Annotated in this window: 18 protein-coding genes; 8 read left to right on the top strand and 10 right to left on the bottom strand. The window is 74.8% G+C overall.

The genetic code is table 11. The annotated features are described in order from the left end of the window. Positions 1–47 precede the first annotated feature (47 nt). The 3 genes from ACFUJY_RS28665 (at position 48) to ACFUJY_RS28675 (ending at position 5,632) form a co-directional block, all read left to right on the top strand. Entirely contained in the window at positions 48–1,421 is a 1,374-nt protein-coding gene (locus ACFUJY_RS28665; RefSeq protein ID WP_383305001.1) for an SWIM zinc finger family protein, read from the top strand. Then, positions 1,418–4,081, top strand: a complete 2,664-nt coding sequence (locus tag ACFUJY_RS28670) for a DUF6493 family protein (RefSeq protein WP_383305003.1) — start codon at positions 1,418–1,420, stop codon at positions 4,079–4,081. Before ACFUJY_RS28665 ends, ACFUJY_RS28670 begins: the two co-directional genes overlap by 4 nt. Before the next feature lie 150 nt (positions 4,082–4,231). After that, positions 4,232–5,632, top strand: a complete 1,401-nt coding sequence (locus tag ACFUJY_RS28675) for a GNAT family N-acetyltransferase (protein ID WP_383305005.1) — start codon at positions 4,232–4,234, stop codon at positions 5,630–5,632. Here the strand turns inward: ACFUJY_RS28675 and ACFUJY_RS28680 are convergent. Beyond that, positions 5,559–6,806 (bottom strand): trans-sulfuration enzyme family protein, encoded by a 1,248-nt coding sequence (locus ACFUJY_RS28680; protein ID WP_383305007.1) that lies wholly within the window; start codon positions 6,804–6,806, stop codon positions 5,559–5,561. The genes ACFUJY_RS28675 and ACFUJY_RS28680 overlap by 74 nt on opposite strands. Before the next feature lie 59 nt (positions 6,807–6,865). Here ACFUJY_RS28680 and ACFUJY_RS28685 point away from each other — a divergent pair, with 59 nt between their 5' ends. Beyond that, entirely contained in the window at positions 6,866–7,384 is a 519-nt protein-coding gene (locus ACFUJY_RS28685; RefSeq protein WP_018105193.1) for an Lrp/AsnC family transcriptional regulator, read from the top strand. A gap of 38 nt (positions 7,385–7,422) precedes the next feature. Beyond that, entirely contained in the window at positions 7,423–9,108 is a 1,686-nt protein-coding gene (locus ACFUJY_RS28690; RefSeq protein WP_383305009.1) for a DUF885 domain-containing protein, read from the top strand. A 46-nt stretch (positions 9,109–9,154) separates the two neighbouring features. On the opposite strand, the gene ACFUJY_RS28695 is transcribed toward ACFUJY_RS28690, so the two are convergent. Next, on the bottom strand, positions 9,155–9,646 hold the full coding sequence (locus tag ACFUJY_RS28695) for a rhodanese-like domain-containing protein (protein WP_383305010.1): 492 nt from the start codon (positions 9,644–9,646) through the stop codon (positions 9,155–9,157). A gap of 93 nt (positions 9,647–9,739) precedes the next feature. On the opposite strand from ACFUJY_RS28695, the gene ACFUJY_RS28700 reads away from it, so the two are divergent. After that, positions 9,740–10,186, top strand: coding sequence for an Lrp/AsnC family transcriptional regulator (locus ACFUJY_RS28700; RefSeq protein ID WP_018105190.1), 447 nt, complete (start codon positions 9,740–9,742; stop codon positions 10,184–10,186). Here ACFUJY_RS28700 and ACFUJY_RS28705 read toward each other — a convergent pair. From ACFUJY_RS28705 to ACFUJY_RS28715, 3 genes are all read right to left on the bottom strand, one after another. Next, complete coding sequence (locus tag ACFUJY_RS28705; protein ID WP_383305013.1) at positions 10,176–13,397, bottom strand: AAA family ATPase; 3,222 nt, start codon at positions 13,395–13,397, stop codon at positions 10,176–10,178. The two genes, ACFUJY_RS28700 and ACFUJY_RS28705, sit on opposite strands and share 11 nt — an antisense overlap. Beyond that, complete coding sequence (locus tag ACFUJY_RS28710; RefSeq protein WP_383305014.1) at positions 13,394–14,560, bottom strand: exonuclease SbcCD subunit D; 1,167 nt, start codon at positions 14,558–14,560, stop codon at positions 13,394–13,396. Before ACFUJY_RS28710 ends, ACFUJY_RS28705 begins: the two co-directional genes overlap by 4 nt. A gap of 102 nt (positions 14,561–14,662) precedes the next feature. Beyond that, complete coding sequence (locus ACFUJY_RS28715; protein WP_383305016.1) at positions 14,663–15,289, bottom strand: YigZ family protein; 627 nt, start codon at positions 15,287–15,289, stop codon at positions 14,663–14,665. 59 nt (positions 15,290–15,348) lie between these two features. Here ACFUJY_RS28715 and ACFUJY_RS28720 point away from each other — a divergent pair, with 59 nt between their 5' ends. Next, the gene (locus ACFUJY_RS28720; RefSeq protein ID WP_383305018.1) at positions 15,349–15,759 is read left to right on the top strand and encodes a CoA-binding protein; all 411 of its coding nucleotides are present in this window, start codon (positions 15,349–15,351) and stop codon (positions 15,757–15,759) included. Here ACFUJY_RS28720 and ACFUJY_RS28725 read toward each other — a convergent pair. From ACFUJY_RS28725 to ACFUJY_RS28735, 3 genes are all read right to left on the bottom strand, one after another. Further along, positions 15,756–16,328, bottom strand: coding sequence for a YbaK/EbsC family protein (locus ACFUJY_RS28725; RefSeq protein WP_383305020.1), 573 nt, complete (start codon positions 16,326–16,328; stop codon positions 15,756–15,758). The genes ACFUJY_RS28720 and ACFUJY_RS28725 overlap by 4 nt on opposite strands. Positions 16,329–16,371: 43 nt before the next feature. Continuing rightward, positions 16,372–16,944: a helix-turn-helix domain-containing protein gene (locus ACFUJY_RS28730; protein WP_383305022.1), complete on the bottom strand. Its 573-nt coding sequence runs from the start codon at positions 16,942–16,944 to the stop codon at positions 16,372–16,374. 104 nt (positions 16,945–17,048) lie between these two features. Further along, complete coding sequence (locus tag ACFUJY_RS28735; RefSeq protein ID WP_383305023.1) at positions 17,049–17,786, bottom strand: acyltransferase; 738 nt, start codon at positions 17,784–17,786, stop codon at positions 17,049–17,051. Between the two features lie 136 nt (positions 17,787–17,922). On the opposite strand from ACFUJY_RS28735, the gene ACFUJY_RS28740 reads away from it, so the two are divergent. Then, a complete protein-coding gene (locus tag ACFUJY_RS28740; RefSeq protein WP_383305025.1) occupies positions 17,923–18,453 on the top strand; it encodes a gamma carbonic anhydrase family protein in 531 nt (176 codons plus the stop codon). Between the two features lie 21 nt (positions 18,454–18,474). Here ACFUJY_RS28740 and ACFUJY_RS28745 read toward each other — a convergent pair whose 3' ends face one another. After that, a complete protein-coding gene (locus ACFUJY_RS28745; RefSeq protein ID WP_383305027.1) occupies positions 18,475–19,137 on the bottom strand; it encodes a DedA family protein in 663 nt (220 codons plus the stop codon). A 146-nt stretch (positions 19,138–19,283) separates the two neighbouring features. Next, positions 19,284–19,721 (bottom strand): DUF4442 domain-containing protein, encoded by a 438-nt coding sequence (locus ACFUJY_RS28750; RefSeq protein ID WP_383305139.1) that lies wholly within the window; start codon positions 19,719–19,721, stop codon positions 19,284–19,286.

Raw genomic sequence — 19,721 nt, forward strand, 5'->3', positions numbered from 1 at the left:
ACCTGCGGTGATGACCGATTGTCAGTGGCGGGCCCTACGGTTTTTCCATGACCCGAACCGTGCAGGCCCTGGCCTACTCACGTCCCTCCGTCCTGGCCTCCTCGCGGGCCGGGCGGTCCCTCGGCCTGGAAACGGCCGGCGGCTCCACAGCCCACGGCGCCGAGGCGAACCCCCGGTTCTTCTCGGGGTTCCTGGCTTCGCCGCAGATAGCGGCGCGGGGGCTGCTGGCCGTCGCGGACGTCGCCGCCGCACGCTACTACCAGCGGACCTCGGCGTCCTCCCTGGACCCGGTGGTGACGGGCAACGGCGACCGGCTGCGCTTCGAGTCGTTCTCCGGGTGCTGCGGGGTGTACGCGCGGCTCGACGTGCTGAGCGAGGGTCTGGAGGGCGTGGAGACGGGTCACGGCACGACCAATGTGGACGTGAACCATCCGCTGCGGGAGGCGCTTTCGCGGATGGGCGGCGACGAGCCGCTGCATCTGCGGGTGGGCCCGGACGAGCTGGCGGTGACCACGACGGACGGCGCCGTCGTGGAGAAGAAGGTGCCGCTGCCGGACCGGTGGCTGCGGGGTTTCGCCGAGGCGCAGGTGGCCTCCGCCGCCTTCGACCTGCGGGCTGAGCTCCCGGCGGCGGACGCCGTACGGTTCCTGAGGTCGCTGCCCACGTCCTCGGGGGCGGCCGCGCGCGGCGCGCGGTGGGTGGTGCCCGCCGGGCGGACGCTCCGGCCCACCACCCGGCCGGTGCCCGGGGCCGTCTGCCTTCCCGGACCGCAGCGGCTGACCGCCCTGCAGCGGGTCCTGCGGTACGCGTCGGCGCTCCGCGTGTACGGGCCGGTGGCCGACGGCGCGGTCGCCGCGAGCGCCTGGGAGGTCGTACTGCCCGGGATGCGGCTCACGCTGACGCTGTCGCCGGACGCCTCGCGCGGCTTCTCCGGCGAGGGCGGGGTGCTGGAGGCGCTGGCCACGGACGACGCCGCGGCCGACGCGGAGCTGGTCTCGGTGCTGCTGGCGTGGGAGCCCCGGATCGAGCCGGACCGGCTGGCGGAGCAGGCGGGCCTCCCGGTGGAGCGGGTGCGGGCCGCGCTGGTCCGGCTCGGTACGGCCGGCCGGGTGGGCTACGACCTCGCGGACGCCGCGTACTTCCACCGCGAGCTGCCGTACGACGCGGACCGGGCCGAGCGCCACAATCCGCGGCTGGTCGCGGCGCGGCGGCTGGTCCGGGAGGGGGCGGTGGTCCTGGACGGCGAGCCGGCGGCGGTGCGCTCGGGCGACCGGCAGTACCAGGTCCGTGAGCGGTCGGGGGCGCTGAGCTGCACCTGCCAGTGGTGGGCCGACTACGGGGGCCGCCGGGGCCCGTGCAAGCACGCCCTCGCGGTCCGGATGGTCCGCCGTGGCGCGGCGGTCGCCGGGGGTGCCCGGTGAAGAATCTGCTGGACGCGGTCCGCCAGGGCCGCATGGACGACATCCGGCCCCTGCTGGCCCCGCTCGACCGGGGCGGTCGCAAGGCCGCGCTGGAGGAGTTGAAGGCCCTGCGCAAGGAGGCCCGGGGCTGGCACTGGGGGGAGCGGACCCGGGCCCGCAAGGCGATCCTCGTGGCCGGTGCCGGCTGCCACACCGGGGCGGCGGGCTGCGCGACGTGGCTCGGGGCCAGGGACATGCGGGACTGGACGCACTCGCCGTACCCGTGGGTCCTGGAGGTGCTGGGCGACCGCGAGCCGGACTGGCTCGCCGATCTCGCCCGCCGGCTGGCCGCGCGTGCCGTGGAGTCCGAGGCGGAGTACCGGCTGGTCGAGGAGCTGGCCCGGCGGGCGGGCTGTCCACTGCCCGTCTCGGACGGCATGGTCCGGGCGTGGACGGAGCGGGTCAACAGCGAGCGGTGGCAGGGCGGACCCGGAAAGTCCCTGATCGATGTGTTGCGGGCGGACGCCCACCTCGACGTCCTCGTGGCGCATCTGCTGACGATGCCGGAGCTGCCGCCGGTGGTGGCGTGGGTCGACAGCGGCTCCCCCGCCGGTTCCTGGCCGGCCGCGCTGACCGCCCTGGTGGCGGAGGGCCGGCTCGACCGGGCGGCCCTGCTGGACAGTTGTGTCGCGCGGCTGCTGCGTGGCGGGAAGCCCACGGATCTGCGCTTCTGCCTGCTGGTCGTACGCGGTCTCGGGCCCACCGCCGACGAGGAGGCGGCGCGGACCGCCGACTGGATGGCGATGGCCGCCGACGGGCCCTCCCCGGTGGCCGGCCACGCCCAGGAGGTGCTGGTCCGGCTCGACGCGCAGGGCGCCCTGTCGGTCCGGCAGCTGGCCGAGGTGGCCGGTGCGGTGCTCTTCCGCACGGAGAAGAAGCTGGTGCGCGCCCAGTTGATCCACCTGGGCAAGGTGCTGCGCCGGGATTCCTCGGCGGCCGACGAGCTGCTGCCGGTGATCGCGGACGCCTTCGGGCATCCGGACACCGACGCCCAGGAGCGCGCGCTCAAGCTGGCCGCCCGCGCCCTGCCCGCCGCGTCGCCGGAGGTCCGCGACGAGACGGCCCGGATGGCGTCGCTGCTGGCGCCGGTGCACCGGGAGGCGGCGCGCGCCGTGTTCGGGGAGCTGCTGGAGGAGGCGCCGGGGCGCGCCGCCTACGAGGAGGTCCTGCCGCCGCCTCCGGCCCCGAGCCCGCTCGGCCCGTCGGCCGCGTCCGTGGCCGAGGTCACCGAGGAGGTGACGGCGGTCCTGCTGCGGTCGGACCCGGCGGACGTGACCACGTTCGAACGGGCGCTGGACGGGCTGGTCCGGTACGCCCACAGCGGCCGGGATGAGCTGATCGCGGCCCTGGAGCCCGCGCTCGCCGGTCAGTGGTGGGCCGAGGTCTCCCCGGACGACACCGCCCGGCGGCTGCTCCGCAACCACGACGGCCTGCACCTCGTCGCCGCCGCGCTGCTCGACCGGGTCCCGCGCCGCGCCGTCCGCACCGGACAGGTCCAGGCAGCGGCACCGAGCCCCTGCTGCCATGCCGCCCTCGACGCGATCCTCTACGCCCGCCTGTGGGAGGCGGCCGACTCGGTGCGGACGGGCAGGCTGCCCTATCTGCTGGCCACGCCCACCTGGCACACGGGGGCCATCGACGCCTCGGAGCTGGTCGAGCGGCTGCGCGGATACCAGGCGCTGGGCCTCGCGGCCGGACCCGTGGATTTCGCGCAGGCCCTGCTGCGGGTGCGGCGCGCCGGCGAGGAGGAGGCCGCGGAGCGGGCCGCCGCGCTGGGCACCGAGGCGGGCGACCGGCTGGCGGCGTGGCTTCGGGCGGACGAACCGGTGGCGGCCGTCGTCGCACGCGCCGTGGAGACGGACGTCCCCGTCGCGCACGACTGGATGCGGCGGACGGTGGTCAAGGCGCGCCGCGTGCTGCTCGCCACCAGGGGGAACGCGTTCGTTCGGGAGAAGTTCCCGCGCGCCTTCCACTGGCTCGGGAGCGCGCACTCCCCGCGCAACCAGAATTGCTACTGCTGGGTGGCGGAGTCCCCGCACTGGCCCGCCACCCTGCCCCAGGACGGGGAGGCCCTCGCGGCCTGGCTGCTGCCCACCGTCGCGTCGTGCGTGGACGAGCAGCGGGGCGGCGCCTGGCTGCTGCCCGCGCTCGCCGAGACCGGCGGGCCGGTCGCCGGTGCGGTCCATCTCGCCCTGGCCTACGGGCTGGGCGCCCGGGACGCGGAGGACCGGCTCGCGGCGGTGGACGCCTTGTTGGTGCTGGCCGCGCGGGGCCGGCTGGACGCGGCGCTGCTCGGGCGCGAGTTGGCCGGGCTGCTCGGACGGGAGTCGGTCAAGCCGAACCGGCTGGCGGACGCGGCACGGACGGCGGCGGAAACCGGGGCGTACGGGACGGTCCTGTCCGTCCTGGCGCCGGTGCTGCCCGCGCTGCTGGCCCGGGAGCGGGCGCCCCGGGGGCTGAGCGATCTGCTCGCCGTGGCGGCGGAGTGCGCGGAGCACAGCGGGCCGCCGGAGACCGGGCCGGTGCCGGGGCTCGCGGAGACGGCCGCGCGCGGCGGGACCACCCAGCTGGTGCGACAGGCGATACGCCTGCAGACCGCCTGCCGGGCGGACATCGGCTGAGCCCCGGGCGGCGCCCGCTCGCGGCCCGGGGCGCCCTTCGGAACACCCGGCCGACGCCTTCGAAACCGACGACGGGGGCCCGGTCCCCCTTTAACCCATCGGTCACAAAGCGTTCGTGATCAGGCAACACGGTGCGGTCACAGTGGATTCATGACTGATGTGACATCCGCGAAGAGTGCCCGCCGCCCCCACCACTGGCGACGGGACGTGATCGAACTCGCCGCGCTGTTCACGGCGGTGGCGGTGGCCGACGCGATCGCCAACCTGATCGGGCACCAGCCGGACGGTCCCTATCTGCTCGTGGCCTCGGCCGTGGCGCTGACCGCCACGGCCGCGTTCCACACCTGGTGGGCCCGGCGCCACAGCCACGCCCCGCCTCCGCCCGGCGCCACGGCAACGGCGGCGGACGCCGCCCCGGCCGCCGACGCCGCCGCGCCCGCCACCCCCGGCGAGACAGTGCTGTGGCGGATGCGGACCACGGTGCGTGACGTTCCGGGCAGCCTGGCCGCGCTGTGCACGGTGCTCGCCCGGCACGGCATCGACATCCTCACGCTCCAGACGCACCCGCTGGCGCAGGGCACCGTCGACGAGTTCCTGCTGAGGGTGCCCGCGTCCCTGCCGGCCCGGGAGCTGTCGCGCGCGGTCGCCGCCGCCGGGGGCAGCTCGACCTGGACGGAGCGGGCCGACGCCCACGATCTGGTGGACGCCCCGACGCGGGTGCTCGGCCTGGCCACCCGCACCGCCCTCGACGGTGCCGAACTACCACTGGCGCTGAGGCAGTTGCTCGGCCGGTGCACGATCCACTCGCTGCCCGCCGTGTCGGTCACCGGGCGCGCCACCGGCGAGACCGCCCCGGTCGAAGGGGTGCTGGAGGAGACGGTGATGCGGCTGCGCGACCCGTCGGGCGGTGTGATCTCCGTGGAGCGCCCCTATCTGCCGTTCACGCCCACGGAGTTCGCCCGGGCCCGGGCGCTGGTGGAGCTCGACGCGCGGCTCGGCCCCCGGGTCCCGCGCGGCGAGCAGGTGCTCAGGCTGCCCGAGGGCGACGAGATCACGGTGCGCCGGGCGGACCGCGCCGACCTGGCCGCGGCCGTGGAGATGCACGGACGGTGCTCCGAGCGGACGCTACGGCTGCGCTACCACGGCCCGGTCCGGGATGCCGACCGCTACCTGGACCACCTGCTGAGCCCGCGTTTCGGCCGCACCCTCGCCGTGCAGACGGCTTCCGGGCGGCTGGTGGCCCTGGGCCATCTGCTGTGGGACGGTGACGAGACCGAGGTGGCCCTCCTGGTGGAGGACGAGTGGCAGCGGCGCGGGATCGGCTCCGAACTGCTCGCCCGCCTCGTGGCGCTGGCCGTCGAGGCCGGCTGCGAGAACGTCTACGCCGTCACCCAGGCGTCGAACGCCGGCATGGTCGCCGCCATGCGCTCGCTCTCGCTGCCGCTCGACTACCAGATCGAGGAGGGGACCCTCGTGCTCACCGCACGCCTTGCGGCACCCCCGGCGCGTTCCCTGCCGCACTCGCCGCCGTACGAGCAGGCCGAGCGCTGACCCCGCCGGGTACGGGCTCCGCGCCGCCCAGGGCGTTGCACAGGTCGGCCCACAGGTCCTCGACGTCCTCCAGGCCCACCGACATGCGCAGCAGCCGGTCGCCGACGCCGGAGGAGTGCCGGTCCGTCTCGTCCACGATGCGGTGGCTGATGGAAGCGGGGTGCTGGATGAGGGTGTCGACGCTGCCGAGGCTGACGGCGGGGGTGATCAGCCGCACCCCCGCGATCACCCGGTGCGGGTCCCCGTACACCTCGAACGAGACCATCGCGCCGCCGATCTCCGGGTAGTGGACCCGGGCCACGCGGGGGTCGGCGGAGAGCCGGCGGGCGAGCTCGGCGGCGCTCGTGGAGGCCGCCCGGACCCGTACGGGCAGGGTGGACAGGCCGCGCAGCAGCAGGTAGCCGGCCATCGGGTGCAGCACCCCGCCGGTGGCGAAGCGCATCTGGCGCAGCACGCCGGCGAACTCCTCGTCGCACGCGACGACTCCGCCCATCACGTCACCGTGCCCGCCGAGGTACTTCGTCGCACTGTGCAGCACGATCCGGGCGCCGAGTTCGACGGGGCGCTGGAGGACGGGCGTCGCGAAGGTGTTGTCGACCAGCAGCGGCACCGACCCGCAGGAGTGGGCGACGGCCCGGATGTCCACCTCGGCCAGGGTCGGGTTGGCCGGGGTCTCCACGATCACCAGGCCCGTGTCGGGCCGGATCGCCTCGGCGATGCCCGCCGGGTCCGTCCATGTCACCTCGGTGCCCAGCAGCCCGGCACCGAGCAGGTGGTCGCTGCATCCGTACAGCGGGCGGACGGCCACCACATGGCGCAGTCCCACGCTCGCGCGGGCCAGCAGGACGGCGGTCAGCGCGGCCATGCCGCTGGCGAACGCCACCGCGCTCGCGGTGCCCTCCAGCCGGGCCAGCGCCGTTTCGAAGCGGGCGGTGGTGGGGTTGTCGAGCCGTGCGTACACCGGCGGGCCGTCCGGGCGGGCCCCGGTGGTCGCGAAGGCGTCGATCCGCTCGGCCTCCGCGCGGGAGTCGTACGACGGGTAGGTGGTCGACAGGTCGATCGGCGCGGCGTGCAGGCCGAGGGCCGCGAGGTCGTCGCGTCCGGCGTGCACGGCTTCGGTGGCGAGCGCCCGGGACGGGGTGGTCGAGGGCGGCAGCACGGATTCGTTGTCCATGCGCGCACTCTGAACGCTCACCGGAGGGTGCAGCCCGAACCCCGTGCTACGTTCGCCGAATGACTGATTCCGTCGCTCTCGACACGGTGGATCTGCACATTCTGCGGCTGTTGCAGAACGACGCCCGGACCACGTACCGGGAGCTGGCGGCCGAGGTCGGCGTGGCCCCCTCGACGTGTCTGGACCGGGTGGCGCGGCTGCGGCGCACCGGTGTCATCCTCGGGCATCAGCTGCGGCTGGACCCGGCCAGGCTCGGCCGGGGGCTGGAGGCGCTGCTCTCCGTGCAGGTGCGGCCGCACCGGCGGGAGCTCATCGGACCGTTCGTGGAGCGGATCAGGTCGCTGCCGGAGTCCCGGGCCCTGTTCCATCTGACCGGCCCCGACGACTACCTGGTGCACGTGGCCGTGGCGGACACGGCGGACCTGCAGCGGCTCGTGCTGGACGAGTTCACCTCGCGGCGCGAAGTGGCCCGGGTGGAGACGCGGTTGATCTTCCAGCAGTGGGAGTGCGGACCGCTGCTCCCGCCGGTGCCGGGGGCGGCCGGACCGGTCCCCGGTCAGGTCCGTCCTGCCGATTGATGGTGACGCGGGGGCCCTCCCCGTACGAGGATGTCCATATGTCAGACTCTTCCAGCAGCGCACTGCCGCGCCAGATCGCCGACGCCTACGTCGACGCCTTCATCGAACTCGACCCGATCTCCGGCACCTACCTCGGTGTCGCGGCAAGCTCGCGCCGCCTTCCCGACTTCTCCCCGGCCGGCCAGGAACAACTGGCCGCGCTGGCCCGGGACACGCTCGCCCGGCTGGACCGCGCGGAGCAGCTGCCCGGGGCCGCCGACGACGCCGAGCGCCGCTGCGGCCGGCTGCTGCGGGAGCGGCTGACGGCCGAACTCGCCGTCCACGAGGCGGACGAGGCGCTGCGGGCCGTCTCCAACCTGCACTCCCCGGCGCACTCGATCCGTGAGGTGTTCACGGTGACGCCGACCGAGACGGACGAGGACTGGGCGGCCGTCGTGGAGCGGCTGCGGGCCGTCCCGGCGGCGCTCGGCGGCTACCAGGAGTCCCTGGCGCTCGGCCTGGAGCGCAAGCTGTACGGCGGTCCGCGCGCCACCCGCACGTTCGTCGGACAGCTCGACGAGTGGGTCGGTGACGGCACCAAGGGGTTCTTCCAGGACTTCGTCGCGAACGGCCCGGACGCCCTGCGCGCCGACCTGGACGCGGCCGCCGCGCAGGCCACCGCCGCCCTGGACGAGCTGCGGAACTGGATGCGCGAGGTGTACGCGCCGGCCGTCGAGGACGAGCCGGACACGGTGGGCCGGGAGCGGTACGCCCGCTGGTCGCGCTACTTCAACGGCACCGACCTGGATCTGGACGAGGCGTACGCGTACGGCTGGTCCGAATACCACCGGCTGCTCGCCGAGATGAGGACCGAGGCCGAGAAGGTGCTGCCGGGCGCGGGGCCCTGGGAGGCGCTGGCCCACCTCGACGTGCACGGCAAGCACATCGAGGGCGTGGACGAGGTCCAGGCGTGGCTCCAGAGCCTGATGGACGAGGCGATCGACGCGCTGGACGGGACGCACTTCGAGCTGGCCGAGCGGGTCCGCCGGGTGGAGTCGCGGATCGCCCCGCCCGGCGGCGCCGCCGCCCCGTACTACACGGGCCCCTCCGAGGACTTCTCGCGGCCCGGCCGCACCTGGCTGCCGACCATGGGCGAGACCCGCTTCCCGGTGTACGACCTGGTGTCCACCTGGTACCACGAGGGGGTTCCCGGCCACCACCTCCAGCTCGCCCAGTGGGCGCACGTGGCCGAGAGCCTGTCGCGCTACCAGGCGTCGATCGGCATCGTCAGCGCCAACGCCGAGGGCTGGGCGCTGTACGCGGAGCGGCTGATGGACGAGCTGGGCTTCCTGCCCGACGCGGAGCGCCGGCTCGGTTACCTGGACGCGCAGATGATGCGCGCCTGCCGGGTGATCGTGGACATCGGCATGCACGTCGGTCTGGAGATCCCGGCCGACTCGCCGTTCCACCCGGGTGAGCGGTGGACGCCGGAGCTGGCGCAGGAGTTCTTCGGCAACCACAGCGGCCGGCCCGCCGACTTCGTGGAGAGCGAGCTGACCCGCTACCTCTCGATGCCGGGCCAGGCCATCGGCTACAAGCTGGGCGAGCGCGCCTGGCTGCTGGGCCGGGAGAACGCGCGGGCGGCGCACGGGGACGCCTTCGACCTCAAGGCGTGGCACATGGCGGCCCTGTCCCAGGGGCCGCTGGGACTGGACGACCTGGTGGACGAGCTGTCGAAGCTCTGACCGTGTGCGGCCGGCCCCGGGGCGCCGTCGTCGGGGCCGGCCGCCGTCAGCAGCCGCAGTCGTCCGTGCCGACCGGTGCGGTCAGCGGGTCGGCCGCGCGCCCGCCCTCGCCCTCCCAGGTCTCGTACGGGAATCCCTCGCGCGCCCAGTACTCGAAGCCGCCGAGCATCTCCTTGACCCGGTAGCCGAGGCGCGCCAGGGCGAGGGCGGCGCGGGTGGCGCCGTTGCAGCCGGGGCCCCAGCAGTACGTGACCACCGGTACGGCCGGGTCGAGGAGCCGGGGCGCCTGTTCGGCGATGAGCGCCGTCGGCAGGTGCACGGCGCCGGGGATGTGCCCCTGGTCCCAGGACTCGGTGGACCGGGAGTCGAGCAGCACGAAGCCGGGGGTCTCCCCTCCGGCGGCCAGGGCGGCCGCGACGTCCGAGACGTCGGCGTGGAAGGCGAGCGAGGCGCCGAAGTAGGCGACGGCGTCGGCCGGTTCGGCGGGCGGGACGCTCAGGACGGGGTGGTCGGCGAGGGCGCCGGGCTGGGAAGTCATGACTGAGAATCTATGATCGGTGCCGCCGGTCCGGAAGGCGAGATCCCGGGCAGTGGCCTTGATCCGCCGGGGATTCCACGGTTCGCTGTCCGTATGAGCGACTATTCCCCGGATGCCACCGACTGGCGCATCCTCGATGTGCTGCAACGCGAGGGCCGTGCCTCGTTCGCGGAGCTGGCGCGGGCGGTGGCCATGTCGCCGAGCGCCGTGACCGAGCGGGTCCGCCGTCTTGAGGAGGCCGGGGTCATCAGCGGGTACGCGGCCGTGGTCGATCCGGAACGGCTCGGGCTGCCGATCCTCGCCTTCGTACGGCTGCGGTATCCGAACGGCAACTACAAGCCGTTCCACGACCTGTTGGAGACCACGCCGGAGATCGTGGAGGCCCATCACGTCACCGGCGACGACTGCTTCGTGCTCAAGGTGACGGCTCGCTCGATGAGCCATCTGGAGACCGTCTCCGGGAAGATCGGCGCGCTCGGCTCCGTCACCACGAGCGTCGTCTACTCCTCGCCGCTGCCGGGACGGCCGATCAGCCGCTGAGCCCGTCCGCCACCGCCCGCAGCCGCACGGCCGACCCGTGCCGCTCCTTCACCACCTCCAGCTGTGCGGGGATGCGGCGGCGCAGGTCCCCGACGTGGCTGACGATGCCGACGCTGCGGTCCCGTTCGCGCAGCGAGTCGAGCACGTCCAGCACTTCGTCCAGCGTCTGGTCGTCGAGGCTGCCGAACCCCTCGTCGATGAACAGGGTGTCCAGCCGTACGCCTCCGGCCTCGTCGGTCACGACGTCGGCGAGGCCGAGCGCCAGGGCGAGCGAGGCGAAGAAGGTCTCGCCGCCGGAGAGCGTGGCGGTGTCGCGCTCCCGGCCGGTCCACGCGTCGATGACGTGCAGCCCGAGCCCGGCCCTGCGGCCACCCGTGCGGGCGTCGGAGTGGACGAGTTGGTAGCGGCCCGAGGACATCCGCTGCAACCGGGCGGTGGCCGCCGCCGCGACCTGTTCCAGCCGGGCCGCGAGCACGTACGACTCCAGCCGCATCTTGCGTGCGTTGTCCGCCGAGGTGCCGGCGGTGAGACCGGCGAGCCGGGCGACGCGTTCGTGCTCCTCGCGCACGGGGCCCAGCGCGCGCACCTCGTCCGCCACGCGGCGGGAGAGCCTGGCGAGTTCGGCGCGGCGTTCCCGCGCGGTGTCGAGGCCGGCCGCGGCTTCGCGCAGCGCGCGCTCGGCCCGGTCGAAGCGCTCGCGGGCCGCTTCCGGGGCGGCGGGCGGACGGTTCGCGGCGTCCCGGGCGGCGGTCTCGGCGAGCCGGTCGGCGACCGCCGCGGCCTCGGCCTGCCAGGCGTCGACGCGGTGCTGGAGCGCACGTTGCGCCCCGTCGTCCAGCAGGGTCGCGGCGGCGGCCTCCGGCGTGTCGAACCCGGCCCGGAACGCGGCGTCCGCGAGCCGGTCGTCGGCCTCCTTCAGCCGTGCCGCCGCGCTCTCCTCCTCGCGCACCGCCCCGCCCGCCCCGGCGAGCAGGGCGATCCGCCGCTGAAGCACGGCGGCGTGCTCGGCGACGCTCGGGTGCCCCCCGCGCGCCCGGTCCAGCACCGCGTCGATGTCCGCCTGCTCCCGGTCCAGCGACTCCCGCCGGGAGGTCCGGGCGGCGCCCCGCTGCCCGACCCGCTGCCGCTCCTCCGCCCGGCGCCGCTGCTCCCGCTCGGCCCCGGCCAGCGCCTCCCGCGCGGAGTGCGCCCCGGCGGCCAGCCGGTACGCCTCCGCGTGCTCGGCGGCGAGGCCGTCCACGAGGCCGGCGAGCTCGGCGACGGTGGGGTCGTCGTGGGCCGCTGCGACTACGGGCGACGCGGACTCGCCCGGTCCCGCGCCGGCGCCGGTGCCCCTGCCGGAGACCGAGGCCGCGCCGGAGGGCCGTACGGAGGCGGCGGTGCCGGAGGTTGCGGTGCCGGTGGCGGCCGAGCCACCGGCCGGAGCGGCGGGGTCGGTGGCGGCGGCCGTCCCTCCGTCACCGGCAGTCCCCCCGTCACCGGCCGCCTCGGCGCGAGCCGTCGCGTGGCGTTCGCGTACCAGCGCGAGGGACTGTTCCGCCGCGGCGCGGGCCTGTTCCGCGTCGCGGTGGGCGCGTTCGGCGGCCTCCTCCGCCGCGCGGTCCACGTGCCCGTCGCCGGGGCGGGCCGGGGCCGGGTGGGCGGTCGCGCCGCAGACCGCGCAGGGGGCGCCGTCGGCCAGCTGGGCGGCGAGTTCGGCCGCGATGTCGCGCAGGCGGCGCTCGCGCAGGTCGAGCCGGTGCTCGTGGGCGGCGGCGGCGTGTTCCCGCGCATCGGCCAGCACGTGGCCGGCCGTGGCCGCTTCGGCGGCCAGCGCGTCGCGGCGGCGCGCCGCGTCCAGGCGGCGGCGGGCCGGGTCGAGGCGGCGGGCCAGGAGTTCCGTGCGGGTGGCGGCTTCGAGGGCGGCGTCCAGGCGGGCCTGGAGGTCCTGCCGCATGGTCTCCCAGCCGGCGAGCCAGCCCTCGGTGTCGCGGACCAGTTCCTCGTCGGCCCGGGCCTGCCGGTCCAGGGCGGCGCGCTCGTCGGCGATCGCGGCGGACCGCTGTTCGGCGCGCCGGGCCGATTCGAGGCCGCCCAGGTCCTCGCGGAGCCGGTGTTCGAGGGCCGCCAGCTGCTCGGCGCCGGCGTCGGCCAGGGTCTCGGGCAGCCGGGCCCTGGCCCCGTCCCGCTCCTCGCGCGCCCGCCGGTACGCCCGCTCCGCCGCCTCGCGCAGCTCCAGCGCGGGGGCGACGAGGTCCGCCTTGCGGGCCCGGGCCAGGCGCTCCCGCGCCTCCTCGCAGGCGGCGCGGCCGGCCTCCACGGCGTCGGCGCGGTGCTGGGTCTCGGCGTACCTCTGCTGGAGCGCGGCGAGGTCGCGTTCGGCGTCCAGGGCGATGCGGGCGGCGGCGTGCCGGCGCTCCGCCGCGGCCAGGACCGACGCGGCGATGTCGCAGCGTTCGCCCGCGCCGACGCGGGCGGTCGCGGCCCAGCCGAGGACCGCGTCCGCGAGCCCGGGGTCACCGGGCCGGAGGTCCGGCAGCGGCCACTCGTGCGCGGCGGGCCCGGCGGCCTGGGCGATGCGCTGGGCGAGCGCGAGGATACGGTCGTCACCGGTCTTGACCTGGGCCTCGGCCACCCGGCGCAGCTCGGCGAGGCGCTCCTCGACGGCCGCGAAGCGCCGCGTGTCGAAGAGCCGGCCGAGGAGCCGGCCCCGCGCCTCGGCGTCGGCGCGCAGGAAGCGGGCGAAGTCGCCCTGGGGCAGCAGGACCACCTGGCAGAACTGCTCGCGGCTCATGCCGACGAGCTGGGCGATCTCCTCCCCGATCTCCTGGTGCGACTTGCTGAGCGCGCGCCAGCCGTCCTCGGGGTCGTACTCGCGCAGCCGGCTCTGCGCCTTCTCCGTGGTGTGGCCGCCGCCGCGCTTCTTGGGGCGGGGCTGCGCCGGACGCCGGGTGATCTCCAGGCGGCGCCCGCCGACGGTGAGGTCGAGCAGGACCTCGGTGGGCAGGTCCGCGGGTGCGTGGTCGCTGCGCAGCGAGGTGCCGGGGCTCTGCCGGGCACCGGGGACCGCCCCGTACAGGGCGTAGCAGACGGCGTCCAGGACGGAGGTCTTGCCGGCTCCGGTCGGCCCGTGGAGCAGGAACAGCCCGGCGGCGGAGAGCGCGTCGAAGTCGATCTCCTGGGTCGCGCCGAAGGGGCCGAACGCGGTGACGCGGAGGGTGTGGAGCCTCACCGGTTCACCTCGCGTACGCCGTCGTCCACGCGGACGTGGTCGAAGGCGCCCCGCAGCACCGCCCGCTCCTGTTCGTCGGTCCCCCAGCCGCCTCGCACGTGGGCCACGAAGTCCTCCGCAATGGTCTGGTCGTCGCGGCCCCGGAGCCGGCGGGCGTACGAGAGGTCCGGGTCGTCGGGTGCCCGTTCCGGCGCGAAGACGAGGGCGAGGGTGTGCGGGAAGCGCTCGGTGAGCCGGGCCATCGGGTCGGCGGGGCGGACCGGGTCGGTGAGGGTGGCTTCCACCCAGGCGTCCTCGTGGCGGTCGAGCGCCGGGTCGTCGAGGAGGTCGTCCAGCCTGCCGTGCAGCCGGGCGAGGCGGCGGGGCACCGGGCAGTCGATGCGTTCGCCGGTGACCGCCCCCGAGGCGTCGAGGTCGATGAGCCACATGGTCTTGCGGTGGGTGGCCTCGGAGAACGAGTAGGCGAGCGGGGAGCCGGAGTACCGGACGCGGTCGGTGACGGCCTGGCAGCCGTGGAGATGGCCCAGTGCCACGTAGTCGACGCCGTCGAACACCCCGGCCGGGACCGCGGCGACGCCGCCGACGGTGATGTCGCGCTCGCTGTCGCTGGGTTCGCCGCCGGCGACGAAGGCGTGGGCGAGGACGACGGACCGGGTGGTGTCCGGGCGGGCGGCGAGGTCGGCGCGGACGCGGTCCATGGCGGCGGTCAGCACGGCCTCGTGCCCGGCGCGCTCGGCCTTGAGGACGTCCTTGACCAGGGCGGGTTCGAGGTACGGCAGCCCGTAGAACGCGACGTCGCCGTGCGCGTCGGGGATGACGACGGGCGTCGCGCAGTGCGCGGGGTCGGTGCGCAGGTGGATGCCGGCCCGGTCGATGAGCCCGGCGCCGACGCCCAGTCGGCGTGCCGAGTCGTGGTTGCCGGAGATCATCACCGTGGGCACCCCCGCGGCGGCGAGCCGGTGCAGGGCGGAGTCGAAGAGCTCCACCGCGCTGAGCGCGGGCACCGCCCTGTCGTAGACGTCACCCGCCACGACGACGACGTCGACCGCGTGCTCCGCGACGGTGGCGACCAGGTGGTCGAGGTAGGCGGCCTGGGCTTCGAGCAGGGGGACCCGGTGGAACGACCGGCCGAGGTGCCAGTCCGATGTGTGCAGAATCCTCACGACCCGGCTCCGGTCCGCATGCGCTTCCTCCGCCCCTGTGCCCTCACGCCCCACAGTGTCCCATCCCGTCGGAGGCCCTGGCTCGCGTCCAAGAGAGGCGCCTCACGCGTCGTCGTACGCCTCGCCGCCCAGCTCCAGCCGCGCCTCGCCCGCGGTCGCGTCGGCCAGCCAGCGGCGGAACGCTTCGACGTCGGCGTCCGGCAGCGCGATCTCGAGGGTGACGTCGGCCGCGTACCGGACGTCGCGCACCGTGCGACCGGTGGCGCGCAGTTCGTTCTCCAGCCGGCCCGCCCGCTGGTGGCCGACGGTGACGGTGGCGAGCCGGAAACGGCGCCGGGTGCGGGTGCCCAGCGCGTCGAGGGCTTCGCCGACCACTCCCCCGTACGCCCTGATCAGCCCGCCGGCGCCCAGCTTCACCCCGCCGTAGTAGCGGGTGACGACGGCGACGGCGTAACACACCTCGCGCCGGGTGAGCATCTGGAGCATCGGGACGCCCGCGGTGCCGCCGGGCTCGCCGTCGTCGCTCGCCTTCTGTACGGAGGCGTCGGCGCCGATCACGTACGCGTAGCAGTTGTGCGTGGCGGTCGGGTGCTCCCTGCGGACGCGGGCGATGAACCCCTGCGCCTCCTCCTCGGTGGCCGCGGGGGCGAGCGCGCAGATGAAGCGGGACCGGTTGATCTCGCTCTCGTGCACGCCCGCGCGGGCGACGGTCCGGTACTCCTCCTGCATCCCGCCACCCTATGCGCACCTGCGGGAATGGCCGGGACGGGCCGCCGGTTGTCGGGTGCATGTACGCAGACACGGAGACGATCCGCAGGATTCTGGAAGACACCGGCGACACCTGGGCGGTGGTGGGGCTGTCCGACAACCGTTCGCGCGCGGCCTACGGGGTCGCCGAGGTGCTTCGGCGGTTCGGCAAGCGCGTGGTCCCGGTGCACCCGAAGGCCGTGCCGGTGCACGGCGAGCAGGGCTACGCCTCGCTGGCGGACATCCCGTTCCCGGTGGACGTGGTCGACGTCTTCGTGAACAGCGAGCTGGCGGGCGCGGTGGCCGACGAGGCGGTCGCCGCGGGCGCCCGGGCCGTCTGGTTCCAGCTCGGCGTGGTGGACGAGCAGGCGTACGCGCGCACCCGGGCGGCCGGCCTGGACATGGTCATGGACCGCTGCCCCGCCATCGAGATCCCGAGGCTCGGGGTCTAAAGGCTGTCCGGCACGCGGACGCCCAGGCCGTCGAGGACCACCGCGCCCGGCAGGGAGCCCAGCGCCTTGCCGGTCACGATGAGCTTGCCCCGGCGCGAGCCGCTGCCGATCAGGACCCACTCCTCGGCCACGACGGCGGAGTCGATCAGCAGCGGCCAGGCGGCGGGGAGCCCGATGGGCGTGATGCCGCCGTACTCCATGCCGGTCTCGCCGACCGCCGTGTCCATCGAGGCGAAGCGCGCCTTGCGCAGGCCGAGGTGCTTGCGGGCCACGCCGTTCACGTCGACGCGCGAGTGCGACAGGACGAGGCAGGCGGCGAGGGTGACGTCGGCGCCGCGCTTGCCGGAGAGGACGACGCAGTTCGCCGAGTGGTCCAGCAGATCCGCCCCGTGGTGGGCGACGAAGGCCGCGGTGTCGGCGATCTCCGGGTCGGTGTCCACGTGCAGGACCTGGTCGGGGGTGATGCCGCCCCAGCCCGTGCGCACCGCCTCGGCCACCGGGGCGGTGAGGAGGTCCAGACGGTCGGCGGCGGGGCCGGCATGTGCGAAGGAGCCGATGGGTGCGCGCATGCGCGTCACGCTAACAGCGCCGCTCACGGGGGTGTGCGGCGTCTCATCTGGCGGGCGGGATGCTCACGGCCATGGTGAGTTCGACCGGTTCGGTGCCCTCGTTGCGGTAGGCGTGCGGGTGGTGCGCCTCGAAGGTGGCGGAGGTGCCGGCGTCCACCGCGTACGAGGTGTCCGCGACGACGAGCGTGAGGGTGCCGGCCGTGACGTGGAGCAGTTCGACCGTGCCCTCGGGATGCGGGTCGGACCGGCTGCCGTCGCCGGGCATCAGCCGCCAGGACCAGAGTTCGAGGGGGCCCCGGGCCTCCGTCCCCACCAGGAGCGTGGTGGCGCTGCCCTGCTCGGTCGACCAGAGGCGCACGGCCTGGTCGGCGGGGACCAGCCGGACCGGGGAGCCCTGTTCGTAGTCGAGGAGCGTGGTGATGCTCACGCCGAGCGCGTCGGCCAGCTTGACCGTGGTGCCGACGCTCGGGTTGGTACGGGCCTGCTCGATCTGGATGATCATGCCGCGGCTGACTCCGGCGCGGGCCGCCAACTGGTCCAGGGTGAAGCCGCGTTCACCGCGCCAGCGCTTGAGATTGCGGGCGAGGGACTGGGTCAGCTGATCGAGGTCAGTCACATTCCGTCCAATATTCTTCATCGCATGGTCCAGCGTCCTGCACTACGGTGCGGTGTACCCGACCGTCCGCCGCACTGTACTGCGAGGCCCCCGCGGCCGGGGGGTCAGCCCTCGTCGAGCTGGGCAACGGCGAGCAGTTGTTCGGGGGTGACGCCCTCGGGGATGGGGACCGGGGGCGGGGTCCGCAGGGGCGGCTGCCAGCCCTTCTCCCGGTCCCAGCTGCGTACGACCCGGGCGGGCGCTCCGGCCACCACCGCCCGGTCGGGCACCTCGCCGCGGACCACCGCCCCGGCGGCCACGACGACGTTGCGGCCGAGGCGGGCGCCGGGCAGGATCACGGCGCCGGTGCCGATCCAGCAGCCGGGGCCGATGGAGACGGGCTCCATCCGGGGCCACTGCTTGCCGACCGGCTGGTGCGGGTCGTCGTAGCTGTGGTTGGTCGAGGTGATGTAGACGTACGGACCGCAGTACGTGTCCGCGCCGATGGTCACCGTGGTGTCCGCGACGACATGGCTGCCCCGGCCGAGTACGACACCGTCGCCGAGGGTGAGGATCGGGTCGGGGCCGAGGTCCAGGTCGGGCATGAGGCCCGCGGTCAGCGTGACCTGCTCGCCGATGATGCAGTGGTCGCCCAGTTCGATCCACGGCTCCCCGAAGACCGTGCCCTGCGGGAAGGCCAGCCGGGTGCCCTCGCCGATCCGGGCGAACCGCAGCTTTCCGGGGTGCTCGGCGGTCACCGCGCCCGCCTCGCGCGCCCAGCGCCAGCAGCGGTGGACGGCCCCGGACAGGACGCGCCGCCGCCAGGCGGTCAGGGGGTCGAGCGGATTCCGGTTCTTCGGCACGCGCTCACCGTAAGCCGAGCCCACCGGACGGGCGGCGGGACCGGCCTGTGATCTTCACCCCAACAGGGGCGCGCGGCCCCCCGTCGCATACGGTTTCCCCGGCGACCGACGGCACCGGAGCACGGAGGAACGGGCGATGGCGGAGCAGGCGATGATCATGGGCATCGGCGGCAAGGAGCCGGTGATCGACGCGGAGGCGTTCACCGCGCCGACGTCGGTGGCGATCGGCGACATCACCATGGCGGCGGGCTCCAGCCTCTGGTACCAGGCGGTGCTGCGCGCGGACTGCGGACCCATCGTGATCGGCGCCGACTCCAACATCCAGGACAACTGCAGCGTCCACGTCGACCCCGGCTTCGCGGTGACGGTCGGCGAGCGGGTCTCGGTCGGGCACAACGCGGTCCTGCACGGCTGCACCGTCGAGGACGACGTCCTCATCGGGATGGGGGCCACCGTCCTCAACGGCGCGCACATCGGCGCGGGCTCACTGGTCGCGGCGCAGGCGCTCGTACCGCAGGGGATGCGCGTGCCGCCGGGGTCGCTGGTGGCGGGCGTCCCGGCGAAGGTGAAGCGGCCGCTGACCGAGGAGGAGCTGGAAGGCGTCCGCTTCAACGCGGTGGGTTACGTGGAGCTGGCCAAGGCCCACCGCGAGGCCTGCGCGGACTGAGGGCCCCGCGGGTCCGCCGGTTCAGTCGGCGACCGGCACGGCCCCGGGTTCCGCCTCGGCAGCCGCGGCGGAGTGCGCGGCGGCGGCCTTCTTGGCGCGGTTCTTGAGGATCAGCATGGAGGCGAGGCCGATCAGGACCGCGATGACCAGGCCCAGGTAGGAGAACCGCTTGAGCCATGCCTCGGCGACGACGCCCACCGAGTAGATGACGGCCGTGGTGCCGCCCGCCCAGGCGATCCCGCCGAGCACGTTGGCGATGAGGAACTTCCAGTACGGCATGTGCAGCACACCGGCGAGCGGACCGGCGAAGATGCGCAGCAGGGCGACGAAACGGCCGAAGAACACGGCCCACATGCCCCACTTCTGGAAGGAGCGCTCGGCCATGCCGATCTGGCTCTCGCCGAAGTGCTTGGGGAACTTCCCGCCGAGCCAGGCCAGCAGCGGCCGTCCGCCCTTGCGGCCGATGGCGTAGCCGATCGAGTCCCCGATCACGGCGCCGGCCGTGGCGCAGGCACCCAGAATCCAGGGGTTGATGCCGTCATGGCTCGCGGCCAGCAGCGCGGCGCTGACCAGGACGATCTCACCGGGCAGCGGAATGCCCAGGCTCTCCAGTCCGATGACGGCGCCCACCAGGATGTAGACGCTGATCGCGGGGACGGTCTCCAGCCACTCCTGGATGTGCAACGCCGGTTCCTCCGTAGTGATGTCGTGTCGCCCGCCGGACACTCATCGGCGCACCGCGGGAAGCCTACCCTCAGCTTCACGGAGGCGGACAGCGAGAAGGGCCGCCCGGTACCGGGCGGCCCTTCCGTACGCACGCGTGCCAGGGGTCAGGAGTTCGGACGCAGCGTCCAGACCACGGTCATCTCACCGGTCACGGCGCCGTCCCCGCGCCGGATCTCCACGGTCACCGGGAATTCGGGACGCTCGCCCGCGTCGAGTTCGGCGACGACCTCGGCGGCCGGACGGCCGAGGACGGCGGTCGCCGTGACCTCGCCCATGGCCAGCTTCTTGTAGGCGATCTCGGCGCTGACCGCGAGCGGCACGGCCCGGGAGAGCTGGTCGCCGAAGGCGGCGATGACGATGGCGCCGCTCGCCGACTCGGCCAGCGTGAACATCGCTCCGGCATGCGGTCCGCCGACGTGGTTGTGGTAGTCGGCTTGGTCCGGCATGCGGACCACCGCGCGGTCGGCGGTGGACTCCAGGAATTCGAGGTCGAGGGTCCGGACCATGGGAACCGTCGCGGCGAGCATCTCGCCCGCGGTCAT

The organism is Streptomyces sp. NPDC057249 (genome assembly GCF_042669245.1).
Taxonomy (GTDB): Bacteria; Actinomycetota; Actinomycetes; order Streptomycetales; family Streptomycetaceae; genus Streptomyces.